Annotated in this window: 27 protein-coding genes and 6 pseudogenes; 18 read left to right on the top strand and 15 right to left on the bottom strand. The window is 69.5% G+C overall.

Annotated elements, in window-relative coordinates; translation table 11 throughout:
* The first annotated feature begins 39 nt into the window (after window positions 1-39).
* From RNB18_RS31230 to RNB18_RS31210, 5 genes and pseudogenes are all read left to right on the top strand, one after another.
* Window positions 40-1,125, top strand: coding sequence for a pentapeptide repeat-containing protein (locus RNB18_RS31230; RefSeq protein ID WP_311717456.1), 1,086 nt, complete (start codon window positions 40-42; stop codon window positions 1,123-1,125).
* Window positions 1,126-1,599: 474 nt separating this feature from the next.
* On the top strand, window positions 1,600-1,965 hold the full coding sequence (locus RNB18_RS31225) for a hypothetical protein (protein WP_311717455.1): 366 nt from the start codon (window positions 1,600-1,602) through the stop codon (window positions 1,963-1,965).
* Window positions 1,919-2,017: pseudogene (locus RNB18_RS31220) on the top strand (IS5/IS1182 family transposase); the annotation flags it as partial. The gene RNB18_RS31225 and the pseudogene RNB18_RS31220, both read left to right, overlap by 47 nt.
* 244 nt (window positions 2,018-2,261) lie before the next feature.
* Window positions 2,262-2,780: a hypothetical protein gene (locus RNB18_RS31215; RefSeq protein WP_311717454.1), complete on the top strand. Its 519-nt coding sequence runs from the start codon at window positions 2,262-2,264 to the stop codon at window positions 2,778-2,780.
* Complete coding sequence (locus RNB18_RS31210; RefSeq protein ID WP_311717453.1) at window positions 2,777-3,127, top strand: transcriptional regulator; 351 nt, start codon at window positions 2,777-2,779, stop codon at window positions 3,125-3,127. The genes RNB18_RS31215 and RNB18_RS31210 overlap by 4 nt, the downstream gene beginning before the upstream one ends.
* A 131-nt stretch (window positions 3,128-3,258) precedes the next feature.
* Here RNB18_RS31210 and RNB18_RS31205 read toward each other — a convergent pair whose 3' ends face one another.
* The 3 genes from RNB18_RS31205 to RNB18_RS31195 all read right to left on the bottom strand — a co-directional run bounded on the left by RNB18_RS31205 (window position 3,259) and on the right by RNB18_RS31195 (window position 5,558).
* The gene (locus RNB18_RS31205; protein ID WP_311717452.1) at window positions 3,259-3,804 is read right to left on the bottom strand and encodes a hypothetical protein; all 546 of its coding nucleotides are present in this window, start codon (window positions 3,802-3,804) and stop codon (window positions 3,259-3,261) included.
* 115 nt (window positions 3,805-3,919) lie between these two features.
* Window positions 3,920-4,693, bottom strand: a complete 774-nt coding sequence (locus RNB18_RS31200) for an alpha/beta hydrolase (protein WP_311717451.1) — start codon at window positions 4,691-4,693, stop codon at window positions 3,920-3,922.
* A 640-nt stretch (window positions 4,694-5,333) separates the two neighbouring features.
* Window positions 5,334-5,558: a hypothetical protein gene (locus RNB18_RS31195; RefSeq protein ID WP_311717450.1), complete on the bottom strand. Its 225-nt coding sequence runs from the start codon at window positions 5,556-5,558 to the stop codon at window positions 5,334-5,336.
* 108 nt (window positions 5,559-5,666) lie between these two features.
* On the opposite strand from RNB18_RS31195, the gene RNB18_RS31190 reads away from it, so the two are divergent.
* The 3 genes from RNB18_RS31190 to RNB18_RS31180 all read left to right on the top strand — a co-directional run bounded on the left by RNB18_RS31190 (window position 5,667) and on the right by RNB18_RS31180 (window position 7,579).
* Window positions 5,667-6,074, top strand: a complete 408-nt coding sequence (locus tag RNB18_RS31190; protein ID WP_311717449.1) for a gas vesicle structural protein GvpA — start codon at window positions 5,667-5,669, stop codon at window positions 6,072-6,074.
* The gene (locus RNB18_RS31185; protein ID WP_311717448.1) at window positions 6,071-6,862 is read left to right on the top strand and encodes a GvpL/GvpF family gas vesicle protein; all 792 of its coding nucleotides are present in this window, start codon (window positions 6,071-6,073) and stop codon (window positions 6,860-6,862) included. Before RNB18_RS31190 ends, RNB18_RS31185 begins: the two co-directional genes overlap by 4 nt.
* A gap of 144 nt (window positions 6,863-7,006) precedes the next feature.
* The gene (locus tag RNB18_RS31180) at window positions 7,007-7,579 is read left to right on the top strand and encodes a GNAT family N-acetyltransferase (protein WP_311717447.1); all 573 of its coding nucleotides are present in this window, start codon (window positions 7,007-7,009) and stop codon (window positions 7,577-7,579) included.
* A 363-nt stretch (window positions 7,580-7,942) separates the two neighbouring features.
* On the opposite strand, the pseudogene RNB18_RS53820 reads toward RNB18_RS31180, so the two are convergent.
* The 4 genes and pseudogenes from RNB18_RS53820 to RNB18_RS31165 all read right to left on the bottom strand — a co-directional run.
* Window positions 7,943-8,017 (bottom strand): annotated as a pseudogene (locus RNB18_RS53820) (MerR family transcriptional regulator); the annotation flags it as partial.
* Between the two features lie 350 nt (window positions 8,018-8,367).
* Complete coding sequence (locus tag RNB18_RS31175) at window positions 8,368-9,060, bottom strand: response regulator transcription factor (protein ID WP_311717446.1); 693 nt, start codon at window positions 9,058-9,060, stop codon at window positions 8,368-8,370.
* On the bottom strand, window positions 9,057-10,241 hold the full coding sequence (locus RNB18_RS31170) for a sensor histidine kinase (protein ID WP_311717445.1): 1,185 nt from the start codon (window positions 10,239-10,241) through the stop codon (window positions 9,057-9,059). Before RNB18_RS31170 ends, RNB18_RS31175 begins: the two co-directional genes overlap by 4 nt.
* A gap of 640 nt (window positions 10,242-10,881) precedes the next feature.
* The gene (locus RNB18_RS31165; protein ID WP_311717444.1) at window positions 10,882-11,232 is read right to left on the bottom strand and encodes a DUF4333 domain-containing protein; all 351 of its coding nucleotides are present in this window, start codon (window positions 11,230-11,232) and stop codon (window positions 10,882-10,884) included.
* Window positions 11,233-11,396: 164 nt separating this feature from the next.
* Between RNB18_RS31165 and RNB18_RS31160 the strand changes: the two genes are divergently transcribed.
* From RNB18_RS31160 to RNB18_RS31140, 5 genes and pseudogenes are all read left to right on the top strand, one after another.
* Window positions 11,397-11,708 (top strand): hypothetical protein, encoded by a 312-nt coding sequence (locus RNB18_RS31160; protein WP_311717443.1) that lies wholly within the window; start codon window positions 11,397-11,399, stop codon window positions 11,706-11,708.
* Window positions 11,705-12,538 (top strand): ABC transporter ATP-binding protein, encoded by an 834-nt coding sequence (locus tag RNB18_RS31155; RefSeq protein ID WP_311717442.1) that lies wholly within the window; start codon window positions 11,705-11,707, stop codon window positions 12,536-12,538. Before RNB18_RS31160 ends, RNB18_RS31155 begins: the two co-directional genes overlap by 4 nt.
* Window positions 12,535-14,547, top strand: a complete 2,013-nt coding sequence (locus RNB18_RS31150; RefSeq protein WP_311717441.1) for an FtsX-like permease family protein — start codon at window positions 12,535-12,537, stop codon at window positions 14,545-14,547. Before RNB18_RS31155 ends, RNB18_RS31150 begins: the two co-directional genes overlap by 4 nt.
* Before the next feature lie 67 nt (window positions 14,548-14,614).
* Window positions 14,615-15,625, top strand: coding sequence for a YdcF family protein (locus tag RNB18_RS31145; protein ID WP_311717440.1), 1,011 nt, complete (start codon window positions 14,615-14,617; stop codon window positions 15,623-15,625).
* Between the two features lie 144 nt (window positions 15,626-15,769).
* Window positions 15,770-16,114 (top strand): annotated as a pseudogene (locus RNB18_RS31140) (transposase); the annotation flags it as partial.
* 248 nt (window positions 16,115-16,362) lie between these two features.
* Here RNB18_RS31140 and RNB18_RS31135 read toward each other — a convergent pair.
* Window positions 16,363-16,647, bottom strand: a complete 285-nt coding sequence (locus tag RNB18_RS31135; RefSeq protein WP_311717438.1) for a DoxX family protein — start codon at window positions 16,645-16,647, stop codon at window positions 16,363-16,365.
* Window positions 16,648-16,846: 199 nt separating this feature from the next.
* On the opposite strand from RNB18_RS31135, the gene RNB18_RS31130 reads away from it, so the two are divergent.
* Complete coding sequence (locus RNB18_RS31130) at window positions 16,847-17,320, top strand: carboxymuconolactone decarboxylase family protein (protein ID WP_311717437.1); 474 nt, start codon at window positions 16,847-16,849, stop codon at window positions 17,318-17,320.
* A gap of 15 nt (window positions 17,321-17,335) precedes the next feature.
* Window positions 17,336-17,668, top strand: a pseudogene (locus RNB18_RS31125) (hypothetical protein); the annotation flags it as partial.
* Window position 17,669: 1 nt separating this feature from the next.
* Here the strand turns inward: RNB18_RS31125 and RNB18_RS54155 are convergent.
* The 7 genes and pseudogenes from RNB18_RS54155 to RNB18_RS31090 form a co-directional block, all read right to left on the bottom strand.
* On the bottom strand, window positions 17,670-17,996 hold the full coding sequence (locus RNB18_RS54155; protein ID WP_449657643.1) for a hypothetical protein: 327 nt from the start codon (window positions 17,994-17,996) through the stop codon (window positions 17,670-17,672).
* A 355-nt stretch (window positions 17,997-18,351) separates the two neighbouring features.
* Window positions 18,352-18,711 carry a transposase gene (locus RNB18_RS31115; RefSeq protein WP_311717435.1) on the bottom strand — a complete coding sequence of 120 codons (360 nt, stop codon included), beginning with the start codon at window positions 18,709-18,711 and terminating at the stop codon, window positions 18,352-18,354.
* A gap of 560 nt (window positions 18,712-19,271) precedes the next feature.
* A pseudogene (locus RNB18_RS31110) lies at window positions 19,272-19,427 on the bottom strand (ISL3 family transposase); the annotation flags it as partial.
* Between the two features lie 37 nt (window positions 19,428-19,464).
* Window positions 19,465-19,650, bottom strand: a complete 186-nt coding sequence (locus tag RNB18_RS31105) for a hypothetical protein (protein WP_311717434.1) — start codon at window positions 19,648-19,650, stop codon at window positions 19,465-19,467.
* Window positions 19,651-19,768: 118 nt separating this feature from the next.
* Window positions 19,769-19,831, bottom strand: a pseudogene (locus tag RNB18_RS31100) (hypothetical protein); the annotation flags it as partial.
* A 399-nt stretch (window positions 19,832-20,230) separates the two neighbouring features.
* Complete coding sequence (locus RNB18_RS31095; protein ID WP_311717432.1) at window positions 20,231-20,770, bottom strand: GlcG/HbpS family heme-binding protein; 540 nt, start codon at window positions 20,768-20,770, stop codon at window positions 20,231-20,233.
* 272 nt (window positions 20,771-21,042) lie between these two features.
* The gene (locus RNB18_RS31090; protein ID WP_311717431.1) at window positions 21,043-21,606 is read right to left on the bottom strand and encodes a MarR family winged helix-turn-helix transcriptional regulator; all 564 of its coding nucleotides are present in this window, start codon (window positions 21,604-21,606) and stop codon (window positions 21,043-21,045) included.
* A 1,008-nt stretch (window positions 21,607-22,614) separates the two neighbouring features.
* On the opposite strand from RNB18_RS31090, the gene RNB18_RS31085 reads away from it, so the two are divergent.
* From RNB18_RS31085 to RNB18_RS31075, 3 genes are read left to right on the top strand one after another with little or no spacing between them, the layout of a single operon-like run.
* Window positions 22,615-23,259, top strand: a complete 645-nt coding sequence (locus RNB18_RS31085) for a (2Fe-2S)-binding protein (RefSeq protein WP_311717430.1) — start codon at window positions 22,615-22,617, stop codon at window positions 23,257-23,259.
* Between the two features lie 12 nt (window positions 23,260-23,271).
* A complete protein-coding gene (locus RNB18_RS31080) occupies window positions 23,272-24,252 on the top strand; it encodes an FAD binding domain-containing protein (protein ID WP_311717429.1) in 981 nt (326 codons plus the stop codon).
* Window positions 24,249-26,435, top strand: coding sequence for a xanthine dehydrogenase family protein molybdopterin-binding subunit (locus RNB18_RS31075; RefSeq protein WP_311717428.1), 2,187 nt, complete (start codon window positions 24,249-24,251; stop codon window positions 26,433-26,435). The genes RNB18_RS31080 and RNB18_RS31075 overlap by 4 nt, the downstream gene beginning before the upstream one ends.
* The last annotated feature ends 77 nt before the right edge of the window (window positions 26,436-26,512 follow it).

Below are 26,512 nucleotides of genomic sequence, written 5' to 3'. Positions count from 1 at the left end.
CAGGGTCGGGCATCGGGCGGATGACACGCCCCGCGCCTGGTGCGGGTCTGGATCGTCGCTCCGCTCGCCGTCCTCGGCGCCGTCGGAGCGGGCTATCTGATCTACCGCTTCATTGTTGACCCGCTCGTCGCCAACACCTCGGACGCCATCAAGCTCACCCTCGCCATCCTCACCCTGATCGGCGCCTTGCTGGCCGGTGTGTACGCCTACCGCAAGCAGCGCATCGCCGAGAGCGACGCCCACCGCGCCGTCGCCAACCAGCTCGCCGACCGCTACACCACGGTGGCCGGACAGCTCGGGCACGACAAGGCCGCCGTGCGCCTCGCCGGTGTCTACGCTCTCGCCCGGCTCGCGGACGACTGGGAAGCGCAACGACAGGTCTGCGTCGACGTTCTGTGTGCCTACCTCCGGATGCCATACGAAACCAACCCGGCGGCCACCCTGTACAAGGAAGGCGAACGGGAGGTACGCCAGACCATCACTAGGGTGATACGCCAACACCTCCAAGATCCGGAATCGCTAACTTCCTGGTCAGGTTGCAGCTTCGACTTCACGGGTGCCACCTTCGACGGCGGCGATTTCTCAGACAGTCACTTCCACGGCTCGGTCTCCTTCGACGAGGCGACCTTCTCCGGCGGGCGGACCTACTTCACCGACACGACGTTCGCCAACGCGGTGTCCTTTACCTTGGCCACGGTCTCTGGCGGCCTGCTGGCCTTCGTTCGGGCCAAGTTCGACGGCTTCGTTGACGCCACGTTTTCCGGCGGCCAGGTGGACTTCACTCAGGCATCCGTCCCCCGAGGCGGCCTGCTGTTCTTCGACCACGCCAAGTTCGCTGGCGCCCGGGTGGACTTCTTGGAGGCCACGTTCTCCGGCGGTTGGGTGAACTTCCATTCGGCCGTTTTCGCGAGCGGCGGTGTGTCCTTCGACGGGGCCAGGTTCTCCGGCGGCCGGATGAGTTTCGCCGAGGCCACGTTCGTGGGGGGAGAGGTCGACTTTCAATCCATCGGGTCGTGGGAAGTGCCACCGACCTTCGACCGCGGGGTGTTGGAAGCCCCACCAGCCAACCTGCTTCTTCCCTCCCCGTCCATTCTGGCTGACCGATCAGCGCGCAGACGTGACTGACGAGGGTCTTGAGCTGTCGACTGCAGCGGGTGCGTCGACGTCAAGGCACCGCCGATCAGGAACCCATCGGTTGTTGAACATCGCGCTCATAGATGGCCACCGCTCACATATGCGGGACACAGATGCGACAAACAGCGCTACGAGTAAAGGGGCGTGACGGGCCATCATTGAGCAGAGCGAGACGAGTAAGGACGTTCGGCGCGTTCTGACGCCCACCGTGGTGCTGCCGACGTCGGCCGGTCCGGCGGGCACCACCGCGGCGACGAACGCCGCGGCGTTCACCCCGGACGTGCTCGCCAAGCTGCAGGAGCTGGAGGAGCGCAGCGCGCAGCACGAGAAGAACCTCCGGCCTTACAACACCACCGACTCCTACGCCGCCGACGGGAGGCAGTGGGAAGAGTTCTGCGCGCTGCTCGAACTGCCCGTCACCGCCATCACGCCCGGATCGCTGACCGCGTTCGTCGAGTGGCTGTGGTGGCAGCCAGGTTGGAAGGCACCAACACCGCGCCCTCGACCATCAACCGCCGCCTGTCCGGCGTGGTCGTCACCGGCCGCACCTACCACCGCCTGGTCCTCGACAAGACCGTGGCCGCCCGCGCCCGCCGGGTGCTCAAGGCCAAGGTGAAGGAGATGCAGAAGACCAAAGAGACCCGGGGCCGCGGACCGGCGCCCACCCTGCTCGCCGAGCACCTGCGCGCCACCGTGGTGGCCGCTCCCGACACCCGGCTGGGCATCCGCGACCGCTCCATCGGGCTGACCTGCTTCGCCACGCCGGACCGCGGGCATGGAACGGATGCCGTACGCAAGCGACTTGTCCGACAAGCAGTGGGCGCTGATTGAGCCGCTGGTCGCCGCGTGGAAGCAGGAGCGGGTGGCGCGGTCGGCGACCGGGGGCGCCGACCGCGTCCGCGTGCTGGGCGCGACTTGTCAAGCCGGCGGGCGGTAGTGCTGCGTGCCCTTGACGAGAAAATGGCCATTCGGCCGATCTAGGAACTCTGTATCGGAGAGTACTCTCTGCTCCAGGTTGCTCTTGGCAGCGGGTGGACGTGATGGGAAAAGCTGCCGAGTCCGGTGGTGTCCTGGCTGAGGTGGAACGCCTGCGCAGGATGGCGCGAGGGGAACGAAGAGCGTCGTCTGTGCCGTTGCTGGCCTTCGGTGTGCTAACGCTCGGGTACGTCCCTCTTGCTGGGCAGTTGTCGTTGCTGAGCCTTGTGTACTGGTCGGTCGTCGCCCCGGTGGGTTTTCTGCTGGTGGCTTGGTGGTACCGGCGCCGGCTGGTGGGTGTCGGTGTAGGTGCAGGTGACGCCCCTTATGCGAAGACTGGCTGGATCTTGCTGGCGGCTTTCGCCTTGGTCCTCCCGCTGACCGCTGTCCAGTTGCCGGTCATCGGGATCGCCCTGCTGGTGTTGGCAGTGCGGCAGCGCAACGCCTACCTCGGGGCCTTTGCGGTGCTTTTCGCTGTCATTGGGGTGCTGGGGACGTTCACAGCTACGCTGGAGAACCTGCTGTACCGCGCGGCGTACGGCCTGGGCTGGTTCCAGCCGCAGTCGGGTTATTTCGACGGCGCGCCTACGATCATCACTGCAGCGGCCGGACTGCTCCTGCTGGCCGGTGGACTGGCCGCCATGCGGCGGGAGCGGAGGCTGGCTGCATGAGCCGCGAGGAGGACGCACCAGCAGAGGTGCAGCAGCCCCCCGACGTCTCCGCCGCCGTGCACTTGGACGACGTCGTCCACCAGCGGACCCGGCTCGGACTGCTCGTTGTCCTCGCCGAGGTCCATCAGGCGGACTTCACCTACCTGAAGACGAGGCCGCAGCTCACAGACGGCAATCTCGGCAAGCAGATCGAGATCCTCGCCCGCCACGATTTGGTCTCGGTCCGCAAAGGCTACGAAGGCCGAAGGCCGCGAACGTGGATCTCCATCAGCCGAGCAGGCAAGGAGGCACTGCAGCAGGAGGTCAACGCGCTCACGGCCTTGCTGAGCCTGGACGCACAGCGTTAGTCCCGCCGATCAGTGTGCGCCGGTTGCCGGCAGATAGTCCGGCAACCGGCCCGCAACTTGACTAGCGGTGCAGAGCGACACCACTGCACCGGGAGCGTGGGGACGCCGCCTCGGCTGCTGGAGCGCTCCGGTCAGACGTCAGCTGTGGATGGTGTGGCATACCGCGTCGACGCGGACCTGACGCCACTCGACGTACAGAACAGTGCAACTCTTGCCCGCGCGCATGTGGGCGCCACCGGGATAGACGTATTTGGTGCCTCCGTAGCCAGTGCAGTTGTTGTGCGTGCTCGTTCGGTGCGGTACTTGTGCCCAGTGCTGTCGTACCAAACCTGGTCAATGTTCCATTCGCACATGCTGTGATAGGTGAAAAAGTCACCGCCTGCGTTTTGAACAGTGAGCCCGCTGCCGACGACCTGTCCGTAGAGTTGGCCGTTGGGAATGTCGTAGCCGCCGACCGTGGTTGTTCCGCCGAAGTAGGTCCAGCCGTAGGCGCTGTACGGCGTCACGCTGGTATTCGAGTCGGTGTTGCTCTGGTAGTACGCTGAGTTGTCGGTGTCGTAGTACGACATGTCGCTCAGATTCGGTGTCGCTGCGGCGTAGGCCGGATCGCTGGTGTCTGTTCCCGCGATCGGGGCCGTGTCTGGTGCCGAGGTGTACAAGGCATCAGGGGACGGCACCGACGCAGGATGCACGCCGACGGGCCCGCTGGCCTGCGGGCGAGCGGATTCCCATCCTCCTGGTCCCTCGGCTGGCGGACAGCGCGCGGTTGGTACGCGACTTCTCACCGTACGGTCACCGGGGTGCTGTGTGCCGCGCGTGGGCCACGCATTCCTCCACGAACGCCAGGGCCTTGAGGTGGTAGGCGCGGGCGGTCCAGCCGAGGCTGATGTTGTGGCCGGCGTGAGGCAGGCGGTCGACGACGATGCGTGGAGCTGCGGACAGCCGCGCAGTCAGATCCGTGATCGCGTCATCGTCGTGGCGCCACCAAGCCTCATGCTCGGCGAAGGTCAGGCGGACGGGGACCCGGACGCGCGGCAGGAGCACAGCCGACAGCCGCTTCCAGCTTGCCACCGTGCCGATCTCATGCTCAGGCATCGATGCCATCGCGGTCCGGCTCACCTGGAATGTCTCCACCGGATACAAGCTCAGTGGCCCCCAGTTCAGCTGCCGCAGGCCCGGTCCCGGGTCCCGGCCGAGCGATCCGGGATGCGCGGCGAGCCTGCGCCCGCACCCGGAGACATCCACGCCCAGCACCTCCCGCACGCCGCTGTCCGCGGCGACGGCGAAGGCGACCTTGGCCCCGAAGGAATGCCCCAGCAGCACAGTGCCTGCAGCGGGTGCGTGGCGGGCAGTGAAGGCGCTCACTGCGGCCCGCACGGTCGCGGCTTGCGCGGTCAGTCTCTGTCCGCGGGGAAAGCTGCCGTATGACGCACCGTAGCCGGGGCGGTCCAGCGCCAGCACCATGTACCCCAAGCGGGCACCCAACGCCAGCAAGGACATATCCGGGTGCGCCTGGCCATCGAAATAGCCGGCGTTCATACCTCCGCCGTGCAGCGCGATGATCACCGCGCGAGCGCAACTGTCCGCGGGTTCACTCATCAAACCGGACAGTGTGACACCGTCCGCATCGATGTTGACAGGCCGTACACCCGGGGACGCCTGCCTTTCGTGCCCTTGCGGGACAGCCGGTGTTCGGGTGGCCGCCCGCACCATAGAGGGCCGGTGGGGCGAGGGGCCGGAGGTCATCATGCGCGAGGCCGAACGCCAGGGCATTCTCCACGGCGCAGAGTCCGACCCGGCCAGGAAGGGGAATGCGCCCACACCGATGTGTCAGCCGAATACATCACAACAAACTCCTCCGCGATCATCCCAAGCCGGGCAGAACCAGAGCAGCGACCCCGCTCCTCATCCTCCAAGCCGCGCCGGGCCCGGGCCAGCCGAGCTAGCCGCGCCTTCCGCCATTCGAGGAACACCGCCCCCACGCGGCTGACATGAGGTGGCCTAACCCGCGTCCTCGTCCATGGACCGTGAATCTGGATGTGCGCCATGCCTGGCCGTCGGGCTTGAGGGCGAGCGCCTCGTATCCCTGCAGCGATTCGAGCCAGTCCCGGGAGCTGTCGGGCGAACGCGGCGGTGGCGTAGTCGTCCGTCATGGTCAGCCGGGGGCCGGTGACGGTGCGGGGAAAGGCTTGTGACCGCGCCCCTGTCAGTAGTCGGCGCGGCGCTGCGTCCGTTCGAGCCAAGCCCGCCTGACGTCGCTGATCCATCTTCCGCTCGGCCACGGGTCGGGGACGAGGGATTCGTAGCGCATGTGGCGTGCGGGATGCCGTCCTGGAGCAGGCTGGGTGCGGACGGTGCGCATGGAGGGCACGCAGCCGCACAGGTAGACGTCGGCGTCCCCTGTACGGCCACGAGACGAGAACTCGTACATGCGTTTGGTTGCAGGTGGCAGGGGCTACTCGCACCTGCGAGCCTGCGTCGCAGTGAGGGACAGCGCCGACGGGGCCACTCAGAGACAGATGGCAAGGGGTTGGTCGGGATGACCGTGGCGACACAGCAGGGTGGCGGGGGAGGTTCCAGCGGCCTCTACGACGTTCTGGAACTCATTCTCGACCGAGGGCTGGTGATCGACGCGTTCATCCGGGTCTCCCTGGTCGGCATCGAGATACTCAAGATCGACATACGGATCGTGGTGGCCAGTGTCGACACCTACCTGCGCTTCGCCGAGGCGTGCAACCGTCTCGATTTGGAGGCGGGGCCGCGCAAGCCAGCCGGGCTTACGGAGCTCACGGGGCAGGTTACTGAGTCCGGCGCCAGCGGCAAGACCAAGGGAGCGCTGTCCGGCGCCGCGGAGACGATCTCCGACGCCTTCCAGCAGTCCCGTGACGAGGGCAGAGAGCATCAGGGCGCACGGCCCGCCGCGCGCAGGAGGGAGACAGAGCGGTGAGCACCTACGTATATGGAATCATTCGCGCCTCGCACTCCTCGCCCCCGCAGGACACGGACGGCATCGGCGACCCACCGCGGCCGGTGCGCGTGCTGCGTCGGGGCGAGCTGGCCGCGATCGTCAGCGATGCCCCCGAGGAGCTGCGGCCCAAGCGGCGTGACCTGCTCGCCCACCAGCGGGTACTGGATGCGGCCGGAGCGGATGGCGTGGTCCTGCCGATGCGGTTCGGCAGCGCCTCCCCCGACGACGACACGGTGACCACGGTCCTCGCCGAACGTGCGGAGCACTTCCTGGAGCGGCTGGACGCGCTGGACGGCAAGGCGGAGTACAACATCAAGGCCAACCACAATGAAGAGGGCGTGCTGCGCCTGGTGATGGCGGACAACGACGAGATCCGGTTGCTGGCGGAGGCGAACCGGGAGGCCGGTGGCGGGGCGCACAAGGAAAAGGTCCGGCTGGGGGAGATGGTGGCTGCTGCCGTCCAGGCGCACGAGGCGACTGACGCGGAGCTGCTCCAGCAGGCGCTGGAGCCGACGGCCGAGGCGGTCAGCGTCGGCCCGCAGAGCACCGGCTGGCTGGCCAACCTCTCCTTCCTCGTGGACCGCCGTTCAGCGGAGCAGTTCCTGGCCGCGGTCGACGGACTCCGCCAGGAGCACCCGCACCTGGAGCTGCGTGTCCACGGCCCGCTGCCGCCCTACAGCTTCGTCGACACGCCCTCGTCCCAGCAGGCCGAAGGCGGCACCGCGGAAGCGTTCGGAGCCGGAGCAGCTCAGCCGACCAACGGGTAACAAGCTCTGGTGCTCGCCATGCCGGCACGGTACTGCGGACTCACCGCCCATCCGGCGCGTCCGGCGTCACCGGGCACGTACGCGCCCCGACCGTCCGGATAAACGGATGGTCGGGGGCGAGCGTGACGCGGCAGGATGCTCCGCATGACCTTGCCCACCCCCGAGCTGCACACCGCCCGCCTGCGACTGCGGCCGTTCACCGACGCGGACGCGGCGTCGCTCTACGCGCTGCACAGCAGCGCCCACGTGCTGCGGTACTGGGACTCCCCGCCGTGGACCGAACCGCCCCGCGCCCAGCGCTTCATCGCGACCTGCCGGACGATCGAGGAGGAAGGCACGGGGGCGCGGGTGGCCGTCGACCGCGCCTCCGACGGCGCGTTTATCGGTTGGTGCGGCCTGACCAGCTGGAACCCGGACTTCCGCAGCGCGTCCCTGGGCTACGTCTTCGACGCCGCCGCGTGGGGCCACGGCTACGCCACGGAGACCGCGCACGCCGTCCTGCGGTGGGCGTTCGACACCCTGGACCTGAACCGCGTCCAGGCCGAGACCGACACCCGCAACGTGGCGTCTGCCCGGGTCCTGGAGAAGCTCGGCTTCGTCCGCGAAGGCACCCTCCGCGAGGACTGCGTCGTCAACGGCGACGTCTCCGACTCCTGGGTCTTCGGCCTCCTCCGCCGCGAGTGGCACCCGACGGCCACCCTGACGGCCGGCCGCTAGGACCGAGACCTGCCCGCCTTTCGGTCCGCAACCCCCACCGAGGTCACCGTGGGCCGCTCCGGCGAGCTCAACGTCTTCGCTTGCCCCACCGATCCCGACCATCCGCACCGCTGGAGCATCCCGTAGTTCGTAGGGTCTGCCTGGAGTGGCAACAACCTCATCGCCGTGCGCGGGTGCTGTCGCTTCTCGTGAACATCGAACATGCCGCGGCCCGGGTGCCTCCCGAGGCACTGAACAACTGCTGTCGAAACCGGTGAACAAGGCCACCGCGGGCCAGTTGGACGCGCAGGTCCTCGATCTTCTTGGCGGAGGCCTGTTCCACGGGTGCTTCCCGCTCGCCGGTGTCGGCCGGCTCGTTGGAGTTGAGAGGGCGGGGCGGATGACCAGGCTGGTCTCCTCGTAGTGCCGGATCGTGCGCAGGGACAGCTCGGTCCGCACGGCGACACCGACCGATCTGCGACCCCACCGACGCTGAGCCTCTCCCTTCTCTCCTGATCGGTCCGGCGCGCAGGGCGGCGTCGATCTCCAAAGAGGACATCAAGCACATGCGGCCGAAGCAGCGGAACAAGTACCGCCGTCTCGGCTTTACCTGGGCAGAGATCAAGAAGATCGATCTACGCCAACTGGTCGCTGGCCCGGGCCTTGACTGATCAGACGAGAGCGATCGTTGACCTGATGCTCGCCCACCCGACGCCCCCTGCCCTGCTGACCTCCGATCGGGCCGTCGAGCCGTTGGAATGATCGGAGTGCGGTGAGGCTGTCACCGGGAGAGGGGCCCGCCCCTTGGGTCAGGTGGGCGGCGTCTGGCGGTCGTGCACGAGACCGGTTTCCCAGGCCCAGGCGGCGATCTCGACGCGGTTGCGGACGCCGAGCTTGTCCTTGATGTTGGCCAGGTGGGTCTTGACCGTGCCCAGGGACACGTACAGCTCGCCGCAGACCTCCTGGTTGGTGCGGCCCACCGCCACCAGGCGTGTGACCTCGAGCTCCCGCTCGGAGAGCGGGTGCGGGAGCGCCGCCGGCGGCTGCTGTCCGGCGAGGTGCTTGAGGAGCCGGATGGTGACGGCGGGGGAGACCAGGGCGTCCCCGCGGGTGGCGCAGCGCACGGCCTCGATCAGCAGGGTGGAGCCGGCGTCCTTGAGGAGGAAGCCGCAGGCGCCGTTGCGCAGGGCGGTGTAGGCGTAGTCGTCCTGGTCGAAGGTGGTCACCACGACCACGCGCATCGGGTCGGTGACGCCCGGTCCGGCCAGGGCCCGGGTGACCTCCAGACCGTCCAGCCTGGGCATGCGGATGTCGACGAGACACACGTCGGGACGCATCCTGCGGGCGAGTTCGACGCACTCGGCGCCGTCGGCGGCCTCGCCGATCACTTCGAGGTCTGGCTGGGTGCCGAGGATCAGCCGGAAACCGGTACGGACCATTTCCTGGTCGTCCGCGATCAGTACGCGCGTCCGGGCCCCGTTCCCACCATTGTCACCGCTCACGCCGATGATCCTTCCACAGCTGCCAGGACGGGGAAGGCGGCACTCACGCACCAGCCGCCGTCCGCTGTCCGGCCGCTGGTCAGCGACCCCTCAACGGCCTCCACGCGTTCCCGCAGGCCCACCAGGCCGAAGCCGCCCCGCCCGCCGATCGGCCCGGTGGCGCGCGTATGCGGCGCCGCGTTGCGCGCCTCCACCCGGAGGTGACCTTGAGAGTCCAGTTCGAGGCGGACGACGACGTCCGCACCATGGGCGTGGCGGCGCACGTTCGTCAGCGCCTCCTGCACCACGCGGTGGACGGACGTCTCCACCTCCGGAGCCACCCGGATCTCGCGCACCTCGGGCGCGATGACCAGCGCCGACGTGGTCCCGTTCTCGGCGAACGCGGAGACCAAGCGGTTCAGCTCGGTCAGCAGCTGACCCGGGCGGGTGGTCTGGTGGTCGTCCTCCCGCAGCACCCGCACCAGGCGGCGCATGGAGTCCAGGGTCTCCCCGCCAGCTCGGGAGATGCCCTCGAGCAGGGGCTTGATCTGCTCCGGCGAGGTCTCCTGGATCATCAGCGCGGCGTTGGCGTGCACGATGATGCCGGTGACGTGGTGGGCGACGAAGTCGTGCAGTTCCCGGGCGAGTTCCAGGCGCTCGTTGTGGCGTACGGAGGTCACGGCATGGGCCCGGCGGGAGTCCAGGAGACGCAGATAGCAACCGAGGCCCGCGGCGCCGCCGACGGCGAACGTCAGCACGAAGGAGTACTCGGAGATGTTGGGGCCCGTGCTCCAGCGCAGCGGCAAAGCGATCACCGCGGCAGCCAGCGCCACCGACAGCGTCATGGCGGTGGCAGGGCGTTCCACCCGCCGCGCGGTCCGGGAGAGCAGCACGAGCAGGGCGAATGTTTCCAGCAGGCCCCAGGTACCGCTGTTGAGACGGGCATATGCATGCAGGCTCACGGTCAGGGTCAGGGAGCCCAGCGCGGCGGCGCCGGCCCGCCATTCGGGGCCCGGCCGGCGGGCGGGAAGGAGCAGCGCGGCGGCGAGGGGGCCGGAGACCAGGGTCAGCCAGCTCGACCAGCGGTTCTGCGGGTCGTAGTGGGCCGCCAGGTCGAACAGCCACACCAGGACCAGGCCTCCGCAGAGGGAGACCGTGATGGCGCGCTGGACGGCCGGGGAGAGCGGAGTATCGGGTTCCACGCCGCACAGAGTACGGAGGCACGGCCGAGCAGCGGGTCGGCCCGCAGGCCGATGCCGGCCGCCCCGGACCGGTCCGGCGGCCGAGGACGGGAGGGGTGGTACGGCGGGATCGCCAGCGGTATGCGGATACTCGGCGTTCAAGTGGCCCTGGCGGCGCTCGCCGGGCTGTGCCTGGTCCTGTGCGCCCTTGTCGCCGTCGAGGCCGCCCGATGAACTGGTACCGCACGACCGCCGCCCACCCCGTCCTGGTGGGCGTCTGAATAGGTCCTCCGGCTCGCCGGCGACCAGGGGCCCGTCCGGGTCGGGCAGTCCACCGACGCGGGGTCCCGGGTCGGGCCGAACGTCGGGTGCAGTGTCCGGCACCACTTCGCTGGTCTCGTGCAGATGCTCGGGTCTGTCGTAGCGGACGAGGAAGGCCACGATAGCGACGGCGGCCGCCGCGGTGGCGCGGGCGTTCGGGCGGCCGGGCGTTCGGGCGTTCGGCCGTGGTGGGGAAGCCGTCGCTGCCGAGCAGGCGGAGCGTGACGTTGTCGAATGGCAGGGGACACAAGGGGATGTCGGCGCGGGTGGGGTGATCAATCCCGTCTTCGTCATGGTCATGCCGTCCTGACAGTCCCGCCCCGGGCTACAGCGGACAGTCCTAATTCTCCAGCACCGCGTAGTCGTACGAGACGCTGTTCCCCTTGGCCTTGGTCACGGACACCATGATCTGCTGCCGCTTCCCGTTCTCGGACGTCACAGTGCACTCGACCGAGTCGAGCTGCCGCGGCTTGAGACCTCCGGCGCAGCTCACGGATTTCGGCTTCTCCTGGATGAGTGGCACGGAGTAGTTCTCGCGGACCTGCTTCTCGACCTCCGCACGGCTCACGGCCCCGGTGGAACCGACGATGCTGGTCGACTCCGTGCTCAGCAGCCGCGGTACGGCCACGAAAGCGAACCCGCCCACGGCCACGGCGGTGGCGGTCACCAGGGACACGGCGACGTACTTCATGTTTCTCTCCTGCGATGCGCTTGCTGCGGTGAGGCTGTCACCAGGAGAGTGGCCCGCCGGACGGCGGCCGCGCTTCGGCCTGGCGGCGGACAGCGTGCGGCCGGGGTCGGCCCGCAGGCCGATTCACGGGGCAGGCGGGCGGCATCTGGCGGTCGCGTACCGCAGTGCCGGTCCAGTTCGAGGCGGACGACGACGTCCGCACCAGGGGCGTGGCGGCGCACGTTCGCCAGCGCCTCCTGCACCACCCGGTGGCCGGGCGCTCCACCCGCCGGGTGGTCCGGGAAAGCAGCATCGGGTCGGCCCGCAGGCCGATGCCGGCCGCCCAGGACCGGTCCGGCGGCCGAGGACAGGCGCGCGCGTCCGGCGGGATCGTCGACGGCATGCAGATCCTCACCGTTGTCCAACCGGCCCTGGCGGCGCTCGCCGGGCTGTGCCTCGTCCTGTGCGCCCTCGTCACCGTGGAGGCCGCCCGATGAACCCGTACCGCACGACCACCGCCTACCCCGTCCTGGTGGGCGCCGGGCTGAGGAAGTCCTACGGTCTGACCCGCGCCCTGACCGATGTCGACGTGTCCGTCGCCGCGGGCGAGTCGCTGGCGATCATGGGCCCGTCCGGGTCGGGCAAGTCCACCCTGCTGCACTGCCTCGCCGGCATCGAACGCCCCGACGAGGGCCAGGTGATGCTCGTCGGCGAGCGAAGCGAGACGGGGGTCCCTCCGGACGGAGCCTGGGTGAGCGTGGACCAGCTGGGCGAGCCGCACCGCAGCGAGCTGCGCCGGACCCGCTTCGGCTTCGTCTTCCAGTCCGGGCAGCTGCTGCCGGAGCTGCCCGCCGACGAGAACGTGGCCCTGCCGTTGATGCTCGGCGGCATGTCTCGCCGCCAGGCGGTCCAGAAGGCGCGGGAGTGGTTCCCGCCGCTGGGCCTGGCGGGCATGGAGGAGCGGCGGCCCGGACAGCTGTCCGGCGGGCAGGCGCAGCGTGTGGCCATCGCCCGCGCGCTGGTCGGCGGCCCGCAGGTGATCTTCGCCGACGAGCCCACGGGCGCGCTGGACCAGGTCACCGGCATGGAGGTCATCGACCTGCTGGTCTCCGTCACCCGCAGGCAGGGAGCCGCACTCGTCGTGGTCACCCATGACGAGGACGTGGCGCGCTGGTGCGACCGCACCGTCCGGGTCCGCGACGGCCGCCTGTCCGAGGACCACCGGACGCCGGACGGGGCCGCGGTCACGAGCGGCCTCGCCCACGCCCCCCGGGGCACCGCCGGACGCCCGGCCGGCTACGACGCGGACGCGAGGTACGACCGATGAGGGCCCTGGACCGCACCACCTGGACCCTGACCTGGCGGCTGACCCGCGCCGGGGGCCGCACCGGGCTGCTGGCCACCTCCCTGTCCGTCGCCGCGGCCGCCATCAGCACCGCGCTCCTGCTGATCTGCGTGGCCGTCAACCTCGGTTTCCAGCAGCGAGCCGACCGCATCGACTGGCGCACCCCCGTCACGTCCGCGGCTCCGGTCGCCGTCGAGGCGGTCGGCACCACCTTCAGCGGCGGTACCCCCGTCACGGTCGTCGACGTGGCACAGCTCCCGGGCAAGAAGGCCCCCGCCCCGCCCGGCATGCCCCGCTTCCCCGAGCCGGGCGAGGTGTGGGTCTCCCCGGCCCTCGCCGACCTGCTCCACCGCCTTCCCGCCGACCGGCATCCCGTGCCCGGCACCGTGTCGGGAACCCTCGGCCGGGCCGCGGTGGCCCACCCCGGCGAACTGGTCGCGGTCGTCGGCCACGAGTCGACCGCCGCCGCCGTCACCACCCCGCGCGAAGACGATGCGCGCCGCCCCGGCGACATCGTCACTCCCACCCGGGTCGCCGACTTCACCGGACGGCGCTCGTCCGACGGCATCGGCGGCGGGTACGTGGCTCTCGCGAAGATCGCCACCATCCTCGTCGTCGTACCGCTGCTGGTCCTGGGCGCCTCCTCCGCCCGCCTGTCGGTCTCCCGCCGTGACCAGCGCCTCGCCGCACTGCGGCTCATCGGCGCCACCCCGGGCCGGATCGCCGGGATGACCGCCGCCGAGGCGGCCCTCACCGGCGCGGCGGGTGCGCTGCTGGGCACCATCGGATACGGACTGCTCCTTCCGGCCACCGCGCAGGTGTCCGTGGCGGGCGGCTCCTGGTACGCGGCAGACCTGTGGGTGGGGCTCCCGGTGCTGCTCGCCGTGCTCGCCGGTGTCGTCGCCATGGTGGTCGTCAGCGCGCTCGTCGGGCTGCGCCAGGTCGTCGTCGGCCCCCTGGGCGTGGCCCGCCGCTCCAAGCCACCCCGCATGAGCTTCCTGCGCGCCCTGGCATTCGTCGCGGTGATCGTGGGCTACAGCTGGTACACCGAGGAGCACAAGAGTGATGTCAGTGATGTCAACGGCCCCCTGGTGTTCTTCGCCCTGGTCTTCCTCGCCCTGTCCGTGATCGGCCCGTGGGTGGTCGGCGTCCTCGGGCGGATCATCTGCGCACTTGCCCAGAAGCCGGCGACCCTGCTGGCCGGCCGCCGCCTGCTGGACGATCCCAAGAGCGGCTGGCGTACGGTCTCCGGGCTCACCCTCGCCGGATTCGTGGCCGGGTTCTTCGCTCTCTTCGGGATCTCCAGCGCCTCGCCGTGGGGACATCCGGACACCCTCGCCGTGTCCGTCCCCAAGAGCCGGGTGGCCGTGGTCCAACAGGATGCGCGGCACCGCCTGGAACACGCGGGGATCACCGCCACCATCGGCACGGACACCGACTGGGTCGCCCCGGGGGGCGAGAACACCGTGCAGGTCGTAGCCCACGTGCCCGGCGGCACCGAGAAGCTGGACCGCGCCCGCACCGCGCTGACGTCCCTCGTACCCGGCCAGTACCCCGTCACCGGAACCGACATCGACTGGTCGACCAGGTTGTTCTCAGACGACTTCTCCAACGCCACCCGGGTCGTCCTCGGCGTCACCTTCATCACCGCGATCGCCTCCGCGGGCATCACCGCGGCCGCCTCCGTCCTGGACCGCCGCCGCACCTACGGCCTGCTCCGCCTCGCGGGTACACCGCTGCGGACCCTGGACGCGGCCCGCCGCAAGGAGACCCTCCTACCCGTGGCCGTCCTCGCCGGCGGAGCTGCCCTGACCGGCGTCTTCGCCGCCGCCCCGCTCACCCTCGGCAGCGGCGCATCGGTCGACACCGGCGGCATCGTCCTGCTCGCCCTGTGCTTCGGCGTCGGCGTCGCGGGACTGCTGGCGGCCGGCGCGCTCAGCCGCCCGCTGCTGAGGTCGGTCACGGAGCAGTCGGGCCCACGCCCCGAGTAACAGGCACCTCCGTACCCGCATCCCGGGTCAGGGCGACGCCCCCGATCAGCAAAGGTGACAACAACCCATGCCTGCCGTCATTTTCGCGATCCTCGCCGGGCCGGCCTTCCTGCTCCTCCTGGCCCGGACGCGGCAAGACCCCCGCCGCTTCGGCAACGCCGTCCTCCTCGGACTGTGCCTCGTCCTGCTGACCCTGGCGCTGCTCGCCCAAGTGGCAACCGGCAGCGCGCCCGCACCCCTCCTCGCGGCAGTGACCCTCGCCTTCGCGCTGCTGGCTCTGGGGGTGCTGGCCCTCGCGTTCTTCCTGATCGCGAACGGAGTGACGATGGTCCGCAAGGAGGGTCGACGCCCCGCCAATCTGCTCTCCGGGCTGGCGGGGCTGGCCGTCCTCGGCTGCGTCACGCTCACCGTGACGGCCGCCGACCTCGACTCGGCGCCGCTTCGGCACGTCGCCGGAGCGGTCCTCCTCGTGGCCGGCTACGTCTCGTACGTCTTCCTGTCGTTCCTCGCCTACGCCTTCCTCTACGCGCGCCTGAAGGTCCGTCACGACGTGGACTTCGTCGTCGTCCTCGGCTCCGGTCTGGTCGGCGGCTCCCGGGTGCCGCCCCTGCTGGCGAGCAGACTGCAGCGGGCGCGCGCGGTGTACGAGGCGCAGGCGGCGCGGGGTACGCCGCCCGTGCTGGTCACCTCCGGCGGCCAGGGACCCGACGAGGACCTGCCCGAGGCCGAGGCGATGGCCGACTACCTCATCGCCCGTGGCGTCCCGGAGCGGCATGTCGTACGGGAGAACCGCTCGCGCACCACGGAGGAGAATCTGCGCTTCAGCGAGGCGCTCATGCGCGAACGCGTGCCGGACCACCGGTGTGTGGTCGTCACCAACAACTTCCACGTCTTCCGCGCCGCCCTGACGGCCCGGCGCACCGGCGTGAACGGCCAGGTCATCGGCTCGCCGACCGCCGCCTACTTCTGGCCCAGCGCGACGATCCGCGAGTTCGCCGCGATCTTCCTCCACTACCGGGCGGTCAACCTCGGCTCGTGCGCGCTGGTCGCCCTGATGGGATTCTTTCTCCCCTCCTGAGACTGAGGTCCCGTCGTCGAACCGCGCTGCACGGGCCCGAGTTCGGGCCCGCCTCGGCACGGCCTCGGAACCGTCTCCCCGGCCGGGCTCCCCGCGGAAGGAGATCGGCCCGGGGCCGAGGCCGATCGGCCGCTGGGCTGAAGCGTCGCTGCCACCGGTGGCGACCTGGAGGCTTTCGGCACGGCCGACCGCTTGGCGTTCTTCGCCGGCCTCTCACCAGTGCCGCGGGACTCCGGATGCGTCAGCGGCAACATGCGCCGCCCTCGCCGCTACCATCGCGGCCTGCTCCGGGCCTTCTACCTCACCGCGATGGCCAGCCTGAGAACCTGCGCAGCCTCCCAGGCTTACTACGCTCGCAAGCGGAACGAGGGCAAGGGGCACAAGCAGGCCCTGCTCGCTCTGGCCCGTCGACGAGCCAACGTCTTGTGGGCCATGATCCGCGGCGGAGAGTGCTACGAGGTCGTACCAACCGTCACGGCGGCAGCTTGACATCGTCATTGGGAAGTTCTTTGTGCGGCGCGCCGCAAGTTCAATAGCGACGAAGCTGTTGTAGTAGGCGGTGTTCATTGCTGAAAAGAGTGACGTCGTAGCCAACTCCGTTGGCTGGTAGGTGTATCGGTACGACCTGGAGTGTGCCCGGCACTTCGGCGCTCGACTGATATGCGCCGGTGGTCAGCCGGTGAAGGACTCGGGGCCGAAACGGCCCCATGCGATGAAGGCGGCAAGGGCGAGGTAGATCAGGTCGAGGGCGATCGTGGCCTTCTCGCCACGGCGCAGACGCATGGTGACCGTGCAGGCGAACAGCAGAGTCCGGTGGCGGCCGGCGGCACCAGCACCGGCGCGATGTCGAGCACCGCGGGCAGAATCAGGCCGACCGCAGCCAACAGCTCGACGGCGCCGATGGCCTTGAGCGTCCCGGGGCTGAACTCCAGGACCCACTGCGCAGAGGAGCCCATCGCGGCCAGCTTCTCCTGCGGCACGAACATCTTGGAGCTGCCCACCAGGCAGACATCGGCGAGCACCCAGCGATGATCCACAGCGCGACGTTCATCATCAACACCCTGATCGAGGACTTCCGTACCCGAGACGAGGCAGCGACTCGGGTAGTGACATCCCGAGTTCGGTCAGCGGAGAGACGTGGGTCACACCGCGTCGTGTCACAGGCGTGAGGGCCGCCTCGTCTCGGGGGTGAAGGCATCGACGAACGTGGAGGAGCACACGATGGACGCGCGATTGAACTACTTCGCCAGCCCGACCGCCGGCAAGGCGCTCAAGTACTTCATGTCGGTCGGCCGGGAGCTGAAGGAATCGCCGCTGCCGGCTACGACGCAGGAGTTGGTGGCGCTGCGCGTGAGCCAGATCAATGGCTGCGCGGTCTGCATCGACATGCACACCAAGGAAGCCGCCGCGGCCGGCGAGAGCCCGGTGCGGCTGAACTTGATAGCGGCTTGGCGGGAAGCAACGGTCTTCACCGAGGCTGAACGCGCCGCGCTCGCATTGGCGGAGCAGGGGACCCGGGTCGCGGACGCAGCCACCGGGGTCAGCGACGACGTGTGGGCGCGTGCCGCCCAGCACTATGACGAGGAGCAGCTCACGGCCCTCGTGCTGCTGGTCTCGTTCATGAACACGGTGAACCGGCTGAACATCATCACCCAGCAGCCGGCCGGCGATTACCAGGTCGGCCAGTTCCACTGAACCGCCACCGCACCAATGGCCCGGGTCAGGCTTGCCGGGACCGGGACGCCATGCTCAAGGCCATCAGGTCGTCCCGGGCGCGGGCGTTGTCTACTGTCCGCGCTCGGCCCGCGAAACCCGCGCGCGGACGCGGGCATCACCTCCCGTGGTACCCGCGCGATCGTCGCGGCGATGCAGCCCGAGCACGTCCGGCGGATCATCATCGTCAGCGCTGCACCCGTCGGACCGGTGCCGCTGCCGGGCCGGCCGACGCCACCCAGGCACGATCCCGGCGACGGCTTCTTCATGCGCCACCTGGGAGTCCCGTTGACCCGGGCCATGTTCGGCCGGCACTACGCCGACCTCGCCGTCACCGAGCAGATCCTGCGCGACAGCGGACGGCAATGGACGGTGTCGCGCCCGCCCAAACGAGGATCTTGCCCTCGTCGCCCCAATCGACCTGGGCCTGAGCACTCGGGACGACCTCGAACCGCCGGTGCAGGCCCGCCAGCTCACCCGGGCTGATGCCCAGTTCCTCCGCCATCCGGGGCCGGGCCTCCTCCAGATAGAGCTTCACCCGCTCGTAGTTGATCGTGACTCCGTACTCCTGTGCCAGGCGCTCCTGGATCAACCTTCCCTGGAGCAGGATCTCGGACCTGAGCATCGCGTCGATCAGCGGCGCGACCTCGTCCACCACCCGCCGAGGACGCTGACCTGCTGCTTCTCTTTTCGGCGGCGCAACCGATGCGGCATCGTTGAGGTACTTGCTGACGCCCGGCGGTTCAGCCCCGTCTCCTTCGAGATCTCCCGCAAGCTCATCGCACCGGACTCATACAGCGGACGAAACCGCCTCAACTCCAGCCAGCGATGCAGATCCAAGAGCACCGTCAGCCTCCCTGCCACCCCGAACCGACAGCAGCAGACTCACGGCCGACACCCCGTCACCGCATCAAGAATGGTGCACTTTCGTCCGTAGGAGTTGGTGCACGCTCGAGGCCCTGGCAAGATTTCCGTGAAGCGGGAGTGTGCCTCTGTGCGCCGGTGACGTTCCGTCACGGGTAGCTGCGTCGGAGTCCGGCCATGAGGATGACGCGGTGACGCAGGAGCGGAACTCCGGCACGGCCAGCCATGATCCTCTTCTGAAGCTTCAGATCCGTGATCCGGCCTTCATTGACGCCGGAGTTGAACGGGGTGGTGATCCCCTGAACGACTGCGTGCTGGTCCTCGCGGATTGCCTTGGCCAAGCCGTCCAGCGCCGGGAGGCGGGAGACCGCGAGGTGGTCTAGCCAGTCCGGCAGTGGGGCGGCGTCGCGCGCATCGAGCATTGACGCGAACTGCCGCACCAGGTCGTGGGTCCGGTCCAGCTCCGGGCAGTGCTCAAGCAACCGCCGAAGCGCCTCGGTGGCGTGCAAGCTGCGCCGAGACGGCGTGGTGGTGATCCAACGGGCGACCTGGCGGGGCGAGGGTGGCCGCTCGCGCGGTGTGTCGATCGGCAGACCGCGACGCAGGGGGCAATGGCCATTTTGACTCTCTGATAGTGGCCGCCGTAGCCCTTGGCGACGATCTCCTGGTGCAGCACCGTCGCAGTGTGCTCGCCTTCCTCCCAACGCTGACGCAGATGCTCCAGATACGGATCGAGGCTCGTGGACCGGCGGGGCGGAGTGCGGCGTACGCAGTCCTGCCAGGAGGTCGCACGTGCGTACTTGGCAACGGTGCGTCGGTTCAGGCCCAGCTCGCGGGCTATCGCGCTGAGCGAGCGGCCGGAGTGGGAGGCCGCGTGCACCGCCTCGAACAGCCGCTTGGCGTGGAGGCGAGCAGGAGAGTCAGCTGTCTCGAATGGTTCTGCCGCCGGTGGTGAGGCAGGTTCGGATTCAGGTATGGCGGCGGACAGACACCCGCGGTGCGCGGCGGCAATGTCCGAGACCCGCTTCGACAATCCCTGCCAGAGGTGCAAGCGGTCGCTGACCTGCACCGCTTCTGGGGCGCCGTCGGTGATGCCCTGCCGGTAGACCAGTGAGCCGTCCCTGCACACCACCTCGACGCCGGGATGCGTACGCAGCCAGGAGGCCAGTTGCTCGGCATCGCGCCCGGCCCACAGCTCGATCGCCAACCGCGTGTCGGCATCCACCAGCAGCGTGCCGTAGGCGTCCGCGTACAACGCGAAGTCATCCCAGCACTCGCGGTGTCGCGATCGACGGCAGCCGCATGCGCATCAGCTGGAACAGCACACTCGTCCGCGACAGCGGCGCCTTCAGAATGTGCAGGAGCCGAGCCCCGCCACGGCCGGCGAGCAGCACTCCGGCCATCTCCACCAGGTGCTGCAGCAGCGGACTGCGACGCTGGTACCGCACCGTCAGCCCTTTTACCTGCTCGGTAAACGTCCGCCGCCGCAGCTCGGACTGTCACAGAACAAGCGCGCCGCACCGCCAGGGTGATCACCACCGCGCGCCCACCGGCAGCGACATCGGCCAGCGTGCGGGAGTACCGGCTGTGCACCCGCGCCGATCCGCGCCCGCAGTCCGGACACGCCATCGTCAACTCGCGTGTCCGAGCGACGATACGGACCACGCCGCCCGCCGACCACACCCGCTCCACCCGCACCACATCCAGGTGCGGAGACATAATCCGTACGAGGTCATCACACACTCGCAGACGGTCCCGTTACCGGTGACGTAGCGTCACCGGCGCACGGAGGCACACTCCCGCTTCACGAAAATCTTGCCAGGGCCACGTTCGCTTGTACGCCGACAGGCCTGGCGGCGATGCACCGACTGAGGTGTCACGGTGGCCGGGCTGGGGGTGAGCCGGCCGGCCACGGTTGCAGCGGGGCAGGCCGGCAGGCGCGGACTGGGATCTCCGCGTTGATGAGGAGGCAGGCGGCCCTGCATGAGGTGTGCAGGGGTGAGGATGGCGTGCCTTCTCGTCAGGGAGTCAGAGTGCGCCCAGCGCCGCGCGGGCGACCTCGTCGTCCTGGGCCGGGGTGCCTCCGCCGACGGCGAGGGCGCCGATGAACTGACTGTTCTCGAAGATCGGTCGACCGCCGGCCAGCAGGCTGGCGCCACCGGCGACGAGGGAGGCGATCTGGCCCGGGTCCTTGATGTTGGAGGCCAGGTCGGCGGTGGCGGTCCGGTAGGTGCGCGCGGTGTGTGCCTTCTGCGGAACCAACGCGGCCGCCGCCGGGCTGTTGTTGTCCATGCGAAGGGATGCCTTGGCTTCGCCGGCGGAGTCGACGACCAGCACATACATGGGGGGGAGGTTGGGGTGGGCGCGCACGTAGCGGATGGCGGCCTCGGCGAGCCGCTGGGCCTGGGTCAGGCTGATCGTCCGCGTGGCGGTCGATCCCATGCTGCCGGTGGCGGCTGAGGCGCTGCCGGCAGCCATCTGGCTGACTGCCAGTCCGCCCGCGACCGCCCCCGCCATCCCAAGCATTCCGCGCCTCGTGGCCAGGGTGTTTCCGGACTCTTCTGTCATGACTTTGCTCCTGCGTCTGTGTGCGGAACGTTCTTAGGCATCTCGGAGGCGTTCTTGGGCGTCCTGCCCGCGTCGACGGGCAGGACGTTGTCGGTGACCATGGGTGCCTGATGTGGACGGCAGGAGATGGCGTGGTCGCCGCACCCTCCCGATCACTTCATGCATGAAGTTATATCCGGCATCACTTCATGACGCAAGCGATGTGTCGAGTGATGCACTTCATGCATGAAGTCATGTCTCGTGCCTGAACTGAGACGTCACGGCTTGAAGGCTCAGTGGAGTTCGGCGCTGCCCGCTGCCTGCACGATCCGCCGCGCAATCTGGGCCATCTGACGCACCTGCGCGGGGGACAGGCTGTCGAAGACGAGGCGGCGGACCGCGCTGACGTGACCCGGGGCGCTGGCCTCGAGCTTCGCCATACCTGCGTCGGTCAGGCCGACCAGGGTGTAACGGCCGTCGGTGGGATCAGGGCGGCGGGTGAGCCAGCCGCGCCGCTCCATGCGGGCCGCGACCTGGGACAGACGCGGCAGCTGACCCGCGGTGAAGTCGGCCAGCTCGCTCATGCGGAGGGTGCGCTCGGGGGCCCGGGACAGGCCTACGAAGACCTGGTACTCGAAGTGTGTGAGCCCGGCGTCGCGCTGGAGCTGCCGATCCATTGCCGCGGGCAGCGTGCTCATCATCCCGGCCAGGGCCATCCAGGCGTGGAGTTCCTCCTCGTTCAGCCACCGGACCGATTCCGCAGCCTCGCTATCCTCTGCCGGCTCGGTCTGCCCGCCGACGCTGTGTTCGCCGGCGGGTGCGCTGCGGGTCCGCTTCACGGCGCGGTTCTTGGCCATGAGCAGATTCTATGGGCAAGGCAACTACGACCAAGACGTACGCGGCGCCGGCGATGATGAGGGGTGCGCTTTCCCTCCGGTGATGCCGCGACGGGGGCTCATGCCGGGGGTGCCGCCGAGGACCGCACGTCGACGGTCCTGGATTTGCGGCCAGGCCGAGACCAGCACCTCTTCCGCACCGTTTCGGCCTGCCCCGCCAGCTCACTCCGCGCCGAGCCTGAAGCCGCGCTACCGGCGAACCGGCGCGAGAAGCATGCGACTTGTCGCCGAAACGCGGCGAACGGGGGCAGGGAGCGTTCCTCGCGGTCCGACGCGATCGGCATGACCTTGAAACCGTCGAGTGCCTCGACTACCCGTGATCGGTCCCACGGCCGAACGGTGGCGTCCTGAGTGCGGACGCGGCAGGGTGTAGCGCTCTGTCGGCTGTCCTCCCCGACGACCCCTGATTGGACAAGGGCGCTGAGTCATCGGGAAGTGAGTGTAAAGATGCTTGATGCAATTAGACTTGCTTGGTGTGAATCAAGGGGTTAATGCTGGGCGGGTGCACCGAACCCTGGCCCTGATCACCGGCGGCTCCTCGGACGGCGGTGACGCGTGTGCCGCGACGCTGGCAGACGTCTGCGCCTTCCTCTCGGTGGCCCTGCGGGCGGACCGGCCGAACAGCATGGCCATCGAGCTGCGCCGGGCCGACACAGCAGCGGCCGACCGGCTGACCGCCGGTGACGTTCGGCTGTTGGAAGGCCCCGCCGGAGTCGGCGGCTTCGCGCCGCTCAGCAGACCTCGCCGGGCTGCGCCCGAGGGAATGGGTGGACCTACCGGGCCTGCAAGACACGTGTCCCGCGCTCGACACGCCCCTGGCTGCCGAATCCGCCCTGCTGTCCGGCGGCACCACCCATCTCCTGCCATCACGCCAGCGGGAACAGCAGCCCGCACACGTCTTCGCGGTGCGGCTCGGCCATTCATACGCCTCTGACCACCACCCGCACCCCACACTGAGGGAGAGTGGACATGTCCACCGAACGTCCCCCCCAAGTCGTGACTCCCCCCGGCGAGTCCCCCACACAGCCACCCACCCGGCGTACCTTCATCGCCACGACCACTGTTGTCGGAGGGGCCGCCGTGGCAGGCGGCCTGATCGCGGCGCCGCACGCGCTCGCCGCCGAGGGAGCGGTTGCCGCCGAGGGGCCGCCAGGCAGCCGCCTCTCCTTGACGGTCAACGGCGTCCGGCGCACCGTCACGGTCGACAACCGCACCTCGCTGCTGGACCTGCTGCGCGAGCATCTCGACCTGACCGGCTCCAAGAAAGGCTGCAACGCCGGTGCCTGCGGCGCCTGTACGGTCCTGGTCGACGGACGCCGGGTCAATTCCTGCCTGACGCTCGCCGTGCGACTGGAAGGCGCCGAGGTCACCACGATCGAGGGCCTGGCACAGGGTGACCGGCTCCACCCGCTGCAGCAGGCGTTCATCGACCAGGACGCCTTCCAGTGCGGTTTCTGCACGTCGGGCCAGATCGTGTCCGGCGTCGGGTGCATCCAGGAGGGTCACACCGGCTCGCCGGAGGAGATCCGGGAGTGGATGAGCGGCAACCTCTGCCGCTGCGGCTGCTACGTGAAGATCGAGCGGGCGGTCGAGCAGGCCGCCGGCCGGAAGTGAGGACCGCTCTCCATGTATCCCTTCACCTACACCAAGGCCGCGGACATGCGTGAGGCCCTCAACGCGGGTTGGCGCGGCGGGCGTTACATCGCCGGCGGCACCACACTCGTCGACCTGATGCGGGAGACCGTCGAACGCCCCGGCTGGCTGGTCGACATCAGCACTCTGCCGCTGCGCGAGGTCACCGTCACCGAGCGCGGGGGCCTGCGCATCGGTGCCCTGGTCCGCATGGCCGAGGCCGCCGCCCACCCCAAGGTGCGTGTCCTGTATCCCGTCATCTCCGAGGCGCTGGAGTTGAGCGCGTCGGCGCAGTTGCGGAACATGGCGACCATCGGCGGCAACATCATGCAGCGCACCCGGTGCACGTACTTCCGTGACGTGACGGCTGCCTGCAACAAGCGCGAGCCGGGCTCCGGGTGCGCCGCGCTGCGCGGCTACAACCGCAGCCACGCGATCCTCGGTACCTCGGACCACTGCGTGGCCACCCACCCTTCCGACGTCGCCGTGGCGTTTGCGGCACTGGAGGCGACGGTGCACCTGCTGGGCCCGGACGGGGAGCGCCGTGTCGCCTTCGCCGACTTCCTGCTTCAGCCGGGCAGCACGCCGAACCGTGAACAGGCCTTGCGCAAGGGCGAGTTGATCACCACGGTGGAAATCCCGGCTCATGCCCGCCCGCTGAAGTCCGGCTACCTGAAAGTGCGCGACCGCCAGTCCTACGAGTTCGCGCTCACCTCGGCCGCGGTCGCGCTGCACATCCGCGGCGGCGTCATCCGCGAGGCGAAGGTCGCCGCCGGCGGTGTGGGCACCGTGCCGTGGAGGCTGCCCGCCGTCGAGGGCCACCTCATCGGCGAACGCCCCTCCGACCGGCTGTGGGCCGAGGCCGCCGAGCATGCGGCCGACGGGGCCCACCCGCTCACGCACAACGGCTTCAAGCCCGAGCTGCTCAAGCGCACCGTCGAGCGCCAGCTGCGCACCGTAGGAGGCATCAAATGAGCCAGCCGCAGGCGGCAGTCGGTGCGGGGCTGCCTCGGGTCGACGCACGGCTGAGGGTGACCGGGGGAGCGAAGTACGCCGCCGACAATAGCCCCGACGGAGTCGTGCACGCGGTCATCGTGGAAAGCAGCATCGGCCGCGGCCGGATCACGGGCGTCGACACCCGCGCCGCCGAAGCCCAGCCCGGCGTGCTGAAGGTGATCAGCCACGTCAACGCGCCCAAGCTGCCGCCCGTCGAAGGGCGGTTCCCGCCGGGCAAGCCGCTGCGCGCCTTCCAGGACGACCGGGTCCAGTTCTTCGGACAGCCGGTCGCGGTCGCGGTGGCGACCACACTGGAGAGCGCACAGCACGCCGCGAGCCTGGTGAAGATCTCCTACGCAGCCGAGGCCTCCTCGACCGATCTGAGCGAAGCCGACGCCGCCGGCGAAACCCAGACCTATGCCCGCGGCGACGCCGACGGGGCCCTGGACTCCGCCGCTGTCCGGCTGGAGGGCACGTACCGGACGGCCCGCAACCACCACAACCCGATGGAACCGGCCGGCATCGTCGCCCACTGGGATGGCGACCGGCTGACCGTCTGGGAGAAGACCCAGTATGTGCAGGGCACCGTGTTCTCCCTGTCCGGCGAGTTCGGCATCCCGCCGGACCACATCCGCGTCATCTCGCCGTTCGTCGGCGGCGCTTTCGGCAACGCCGCCCGCACCTGGGTGCACTCCGTCATCGCGGCCATGGCCGCGCGCGAGGTGAAACGCCCGGTGAAGCTCGTCCTCACCCGCCGGCAGATGTACTTCGCCGTGGGATTCCGGCCCGCGTATGAGTACGAACTGCGCGTGGGCGCCAACCGACAGGGCCGCCTGACCGCGTCGACGCACGACGTCCGCGCCGAGTCCTCCCGCTACGAGACCTACAGCGAAAGCGTTCTCGTCCCAGGCCGCATGCTCTACAGCACGCCCAACGTCCGCCAGGCGTACGACCACGTCCCGCTGGACGTGAGCACGCCGTGGTTCATGCGCGGCCCCGGATACGCCAGCGGTGCCTACCCTGTCGAGTCGGCCATGGACGAACTCGCCCACGAACTGGGCGTGGACCCGATCGAGCTGCGGTTGCGCAACGAACCGTCCGACGACGAGTCCAGCAACCTGCCGTTCTCCACCCGCCGCCTCCGCGACTGCTACCGCGCGGGCGCTCGCGAGTTCGGCTGGCACCGGCGCAACCCCAAGCCCCGCTCGACGCGTGACGGCGACTGGCTCATCGGTATGGGCATGGCCGCCGGTGTCTACGACACCGCGCGCAGCGAGGCCCAGGCCTCGGTCCGGCTCGACGCCGACGGCACCGCCCTGGTGCAGTCCTCGACCAGCGACATGGGTCCCGGCACGGCCACGTCCATGAGCCAGGTCGCCGCCGACGCCCTCGGCCTGACCATGCGCCAGGTGACCTTCCGGCTCGGTGACTCCCTCATGCCCCCGGCCCCTGTCCACGCCGGCTCGATGACCATGGCCAGTGTCGGCTCCGCCGTCCAGGACGGTTGCGACAAGCTGCGCAAGCAGGCGATCACGCTCGCGGTCAAGGACGAGGGATCACCGCTGTACGGTGCCGACGCCGCCGACATCGTCGTACGAGGCGGCCGGCTGTATGTGAAGGACGAGCCCACCCGCGGGGAGACATACCAGCAGCTCCTGGCACGCAACGACCAGACGTACCTCGAAGTGCTCGGCTCGTACGCCGGGGCGCCGGAACCGGAGAAGTTCTCTCTCTACGCCTACTCCGCGCTGTTCGCCGAGGTGGCCGTCGACGCCCACCTCGGTCTGGTACGGGTGAGGCGCATGGTGGGCGTGTACGACGCTGCTCGGATCATCAACCCGAGGCTCGCCGACAGCCAGGCCATCGGTGCCATGACCGGCGGGATAGGTCAGGCCCTCCTCGAGCACACGGTCACCGACCACCGCGACGGCCGGATCGTCAACGCGAACTTCGCCGATTACCTCGTGCCGAGCCACGCCGACATCCACGACCTGAAGGCGATCTTCATCGATGGGGAGGACCGCGAAGCCGACCCCATCGGCGTCAAGGGACTCGGTGAGATCGTCATCGTCGGAGTGGCGCCCGCCATCGCCAACGCGGTGTTCAACGCCACCGGCCGCCGCATCCGCGAACTGCCCATCACCGCCGAAGCCCTGCTCTGAGCGCATGGGTGACCGGTCCGCCACCGGCACCCACGGCAGCCTTGTACGCCACACCGCGGGCACCAGCGGCCGCCGCC

The organism is Streptomyces doebereineriae (assembly GCF_031845645.1).
In the GTDB taxonomy this organism is placed as follows: Bacteria; Actinomycetota; Actinomycetes; order Streptomycetales; family Streptomycetaceae; genus Streptomyces; species Streptomyces canus.
Note: the sequence above shows the minus strand (reverse complement) of the source record. Positions and strands in the feature narration are given on the sequence as shown.